This window comes from Microcystis sp., assembly GCF_048564745.1.
In the GTDB taxonomy this organism is placed as follows: domain Bacteria; phylum Cyanobacteriota; class Cyanobacteriia; order Cyanobacteriales; family Microcystaceae; genus Microcystis; species Microcystis ichthyoblabe_A.
Genome location: NZ_JBLZRT010000004.1, coordinates 1 through 5164, shown reverse-complemented (window position 1 = coordinate 5164; position 5164 = coordinate 1). Strand labels below are relative to the sequence as shown.

The window sequence follows — 5164 nt, the reverse complement described above, 5'->3', positions numbered from 1 at the left end:
TGCAAGATTTTGAGAGAATCGTCGTTCAAAACCTTGCGTCTTCATCGGCCCGCGTCCTGTAGGGGCGAAGCATTCGGACAATAACCTATCGGTGAAACCGTAGATTTTCTATCCGAATGCTTCGCCCGTACTTTTTCAGCAAGTCCTAGCCATTCTTGGTGGTTTAACCCCCAATTAAATAAAAGATCTGCGATTCCAAGACATACGGAAATTAGGCATATTCTCGCTAATAAAATCTGCAAAGATATCGGAATACCACTAATAAAATAAATCGTTCATCAGTCTTGATGTCAAATATCAGGATCTGGCGAAAACAGATAAAGATTTTGAGCAGATTCGGGGAGATGAGCGGTTTCAATCATTGCTAAGTTAAGTAAATAAAAAAAGAGATAACTATCTATGTCGAAAGCAATCCCATCATCACAGTTAGGCGATAATAACTCTTAAGTTCCAACTTTCTATCCTAATCAGGAGACCGATTGCTATGACACTGGCAAATACCCACCTAAAAATCGAAAATCTCGCTCATTATATCATAAAAATCACAAAAAATACTTAATTTAATAAGACAACTAAATAATTGTTTAATCAGTAATTCTTGAGGAAATCTAAAATCAGAACCCAACCGGCAAAAAAAGTGAGAGAATAAAAACATAGTTCAGAGAGTAGAGGCTGTCAAGACAAGCTTTCCAGTCGTAAAATCCACAATTCCTGCCGGGTGAGGGCCGATAACTAACTTTCAAAAAAGCAGAATTCAATTTAGTAGAAAAAAATCGCAACAATCTGTCAATCTACTGAAAAAAGAGAGAAAACTTATGTTTTGTGAACAATGCGAACAAACCGCTAGTGGTAATGGTTGTCATCAGTGGGGAGCCTGTGGAAAAAGTCCCGAAGTCAACGCCGTTCAAGACTTATTAGTTTATTGTATGCGGGGATTAGCATCGGTGGTTTTAAAAGCCAAAGAAGCGGCGATATCTACTCGCGAAGCCGATATTTTTACCTGCGAGTCGCTTTTCGCCACCATGACCAATGTGAACTTCGATCAAAGACGTTTTACCGATTATATTCAGCGTTGTTTAGAGATTCGGGAAAATTTAAAAGCACAATTGGGATCGCTGGACTGGTCTGCACTTGCTAACTATCAGCCTAATTTTAATGAGAGTCTAGTCAGCCAAGGTCAAGAAGTATCCTTAGAACTAATTGAAAAAGTACAAGACCTCGATATTTTTTCCCTAAAGTTAACCGCTATCTACGGAGTTAAAGGTCTTGCTTCCTATACTTTCCACGCTCAGGAATTAGGTCAAGAGGATGACTCAGTTTATCAGGTTATCCAAGAGACTTTAGCGGCGATTGACCGGGGAGATTTAAACCTGAATGATTGGGTGGCAATCTGTCTAAAAGTTGGGGCAGCAAACCTGCGGGCCATGGAATTATTAGATCAAGGTCATACCGAAACCTACGGTCATCCCATACCGACAAATGTTCCCTTAAATCCGCGTCTAGGTAAAGCCATTTTAGTCTCCGGCCATGATATTAAACAATTAGCGGCTTTACTGGCACAAACTGCCAATACTGGGATAACAGTCTATACCCACGGAGAATTATTACCCGCCCACGGTTATCCAAAACTCAAAGAAAAATATCCCCATCTCTACGGTCATTATGGCACCGCCTGGCAAAATCAAACTAAAGAATTTGCTAAGTTTCCGGGGGCAATAGTTTTAACTACTAATTGTCTCATGCCCCCCCACGAAAACTATGAAAGTAAACTCTTTACCCTCGGACCTGTGGGTTATGCCCATATTAACCGCTTAGAAACAGTGGACGGTGCGATCGATTTTAGTCCCGTGATTGCTAAAGCGCAATCATTGCCCGGATTTACTGAAATAAGCGAACCTCGGCAGGTAATGGTGGGATTTGCCCACAATACCGTTCTCAGTGTCGCTGATACGCTGGTTAATGCCCTTAAACAGGGTAAAATCCGTCACTTCTTCCTAGTTGGCGGCTGCGATGGGGCAAAACCCGATCGCAATTACTACACCGAATTTGTGGAACAAGTCCCCGAAGATTGCATCGTTTTAACCCTTGCCTGTGGAAAATTCCGCTTTTTCGACAAACAATTAGGTACTATCGAAGGATTACCCCGGCTGATGGACGTGGGACAATGTAACGATGCCTATAGTGCCATCAAAATCGCCCTAGTATTAGCCAACGCTTTTAACGTTAGCGTCAACGAGATTCCCCTCTCCCTAATTATCTCTTGGTACGAACAAAAAGCGATCGCTGTACTGCTCACCCTGCTGCATCTAGGTATTCAAAATATCCGTCTGGGACCAACTTTACCGGCATTTATCTCCCCTAACGTCCTCAAATTCCTCTCCGATACCTATCATCTGCAGCCGATTACCACCCCCGCAAAAGACTTAGCCGCTTGTCTAGGTTAAAACTTTCTGTAAAAATCCCACCCTCGGCCACAAATTGTGGCCTATGGGAAGGAGAGGGATATTATCCTCAAGGAGAATAATTTTTATGTCCGTAATCACTTTAAGCATTGATGGCAAAGATGTAGCGATCGAAGCAGGTTCGCGAGTTCTCGCAGCCGCTAGTCAGGTAGGAATAAAAATTCCCGCCCTCTGTCATCTCGATGGGGTTTCCGAAGTGGCTGCCTGTCGCTTATGTTTGGTAGAAATTGAAGGTATTAATAAATTATTACCTGCCTGTGTAACGGAAGTGGCGGAAGGAATGGTGGTTCATACCGATACCCCAAAACTGAAAGAATATCGCCGCATGACAGTGGAATTATTATTCGCTGAAGGTAATCACGTTTGTGCGGTTTGTGTGGCTAATGGTAACTGTGAATTGCAAGATTTAGCCATCGAAGTGGGTATGGATCATAGTCGTTTTCCCTACCGTTTTCCCAAGCGAGAAGTAGATATTTCCCATCCTCTTTTCGGTATCGATCATAATCGTTGTGTTCTCTGTACCCGTTGTGTACGAGTCTGTGATGAAATTGAAGGGGCGCACGTTTGGGATCTGGCTTATCGCGGCGAAAAAGATAAAATTATCGCGGGAATGGATCAGCCTTGGGGCAGCGTTTCTGCCTGTACTTCCTGCGGCAAATGTGTTGCCGCTTGTCCAACGGGAGCCATATTCCGCAAGGGTTCCGCCGTTTCTGAAAAAGAGGAAGATCGCTCGAAGTTGGAATTTTTAGTTAACGCTAGGACTCAACACCAATGGACGCGTTAAACTAACCGATGGAGGGTGATAGTGATCGATGGGCGCATTTAGATATCTACGAGCAGAAATTAACCGTCAAGGTAAGGGAGGAATATGATCAGATTATGGGTAACAATCAAGATATCCTAGGGATTGCTGCCCAATACGAAATCTCGGAAATCGATATCCGACGCGCCAAGGATTATGCTTTTGGATCGGGAGTGTCTCGATATCAATTTTTTCCCGAAGGTTTAATGGTAGCAGCTTGGCGAAGACTCGCTGGCGCTCAAGGGAATAATCTTGATCGGATGTTTCTCAATCATGAAATCTACGAATCTGACTTAGTGATTAATCGAGGTTTTTCGCAGCAACAAGCGCATTTACTGGCACAAAAACAATATCCTTGGTCCGATTCAATTCAGCAAACAAGATAATTATGACCACATCACCCGAATCGCAATTTCTGCAAGCCCTAGAAATGTGTCAGTCTCTCTCCAATTTGACGGCGCAATTTTCTAGTATTCCTTGTCGGATAATTGAAATTTTGTCTGATATTAGTCAAGAGCCTAGAGTTTTGTATTCGCTCTTAATTAAATATTCTAGAGAGGTGGATTCCGCTTTAGTTGCCCTAGATATTTATGCCAAGAATGCTGATAATTGGCGAGTAAAAGATCGAGATAAAACCTGTTCTCTTGGTTTTGGAGTAAAAGACCATTGCACGATTTTAAGCTGTTTGCTCAATTTCGGCAAACGTCCTTTTTCTTTTATTTCCTATACGGGAAATTTTGCATCGGAGGCGATTATTTTTGAGCTACTTAAAGACTGGAAAAATCTAGATTTAGCCCCTTTCTTTGAGGAAAAAATGCAAGAGTTTATCCTGGAGGCAAAAATAGTTTAAAAGAGAATTTCTTTGCGTTTGATCCTTTTGATCAAATTGCAACTCAGCCAAAAAATACCAATCAAGGAATTAAAATTATGTCTAAAATTCGCTTTGCTACTGTCTGGTTAGCCGGTTGTTCGGGATGCCATATGTCCTTCCTCGATTTGGATGAATGGCTGTTAGAATTAGCCGAAAAAGTTGACGTGGTATATAGTCCCGTCGGCTGCGATCTGAAAACCTATCCAGAAAATGTCGATGTCTGTTTAGTGGAAGGAGCGATCGCTAATCAGGATAATTTAGAACTAATTCATCTAGTCCGTCAAAATACCAAAACCGTCGTTTCTTTTGGTGATTGCGCCGTAACTGCTAACGTTCCCGCTATGCGGAATATGTTAGGAACTGCCGAACCCGTGCTAAAAAGGGCTTATTTAGAGTTAGGAGATAACACCCCTCAACTACCAGAAGAACCCGGTATCGTTCCCGAATTATTAGATCAAGTGCTGCCCGTCCATCAAGTCATTCCCATCGACATTTTTATGCCGGGTTGTCCCCCCGATGCGGACAGAATTCGCGAGACATTGATTCCGATTTTAAAAGGGGAATTACCCGTGATGGCAGGGCGAGAAATGATTAAATTTGGTTAATTGAATCAGTTATCAGTCGTCAGTTATCAGTTATCAGTTATCAGTTATCAGATTTGAGTTTTAAGTTTTGAGTGAGCAGTATGTATTAAGTGAGCCTCATCAAATGCCAGTTTGCTGCTGTCTTTTCGCTGATTATTGATTACTGTTTACTGATTACTGATTGGGTGCATCTCACATTTGTAGAAATACCGACAATCAGCAATTATCAGTGACTCCTAAATTATTACAGATGTGTCAGCAGCCGCGTGTAAGCATCCCACCGAAAAACTAATGCGCGGGGGGTTTGGGGGCGGCACTTCGACACGCTCAGTGACCGCGCCACGCCCCCAACGGGGGGTTTGGGGGGTAGAACCCCCCAAAAGCTTGGATTGAGTGATAAAATCGGAAGTAATAGTAAATCCGTTGAGTATGGGCTATGCAAAAC

The 5164-nt window shown here is 42.6% G+C and carries 6 protein-coding genes; all 6 read left to right on the top strand.

The window, feature by feature from the left end:
* The first annotated feature begins 277 nt into the window (after window positions 1-277).
* The 6 genes from ACOCD9_RS00435 (at window position 278) to ACOCD9_RS00410 (ending at window position 4740) form a co-directional block, all read left to right on the top strand.
* Window positions 278-373 (top strand): TPR end-of-group domain-containing protein, encoded by a 96-nt coding sequence (locus ACOCD9_RS00435; RefSeq protein ID WP_394296123.1) that lies wholly within the window; start codon window positions 278-280, stop codon window positions 371-373.
* 442 nt (window positions 374-815) lie between these two features.
* Window positions 816-2444: a hydroxylamine reductase gene (gene hcp / locus ACOCD9_RS00430; RefSeq protein WP_419546126.1), complete on the top strand. Its 1629-nt coding sequence runs from the start codon at window positions 816-818 to the stop codon at window positions 2442-2444.
* Between the two features lie 85 nt (window positions 2445-2529).
* Entirely contained in the window at window positions 2530-3246 is a 717-nt protein-coding gene (hoxU, locus tag ACOCD9_RS00425; RefSeq protein WP_002760545.1) for a bidirectional hydrogenase complex protein HoxU, read from the top strand.
* 8 nt (window positions 3247-3254) lie between these two features.
* Window positions 3255-3650 carry a hypothetical protein gene (locus tag ACOCD9_RS00420; protein WP_419546125.1) on the top strand — a complete coding sequence of 132 codons (396 nt, stop codon included), beginning with the start codon at window positions 3255-3257 and terminating at the stop codon, window positions 3648-3650.
* Window positions 3651-3652: 2 nt separating this feature from the next.
* Window positions 3653-4114, top strand: coding sequence for a hypothetical protein (locus ACOCD9_RS00415; RefSeq protein ID WP_419546124.1), 462 nt, complete (start codon window positions 3653-3655; stop codon window positions 4112-4114).
* 77 nt (window positions 4115-4191) lie between these two features.
* Complete coding sequence (locus ACOCD9_RS00410; protein ID WP_002801999.1) at window positions 4192-4740, top strand: oxidoreductase; 549 nt, start codon at window positions 4192-4194, stop codon at window positions 4738-4740.
* Window positions 4741-5164 lie beyond the last annotated feature (424 nt).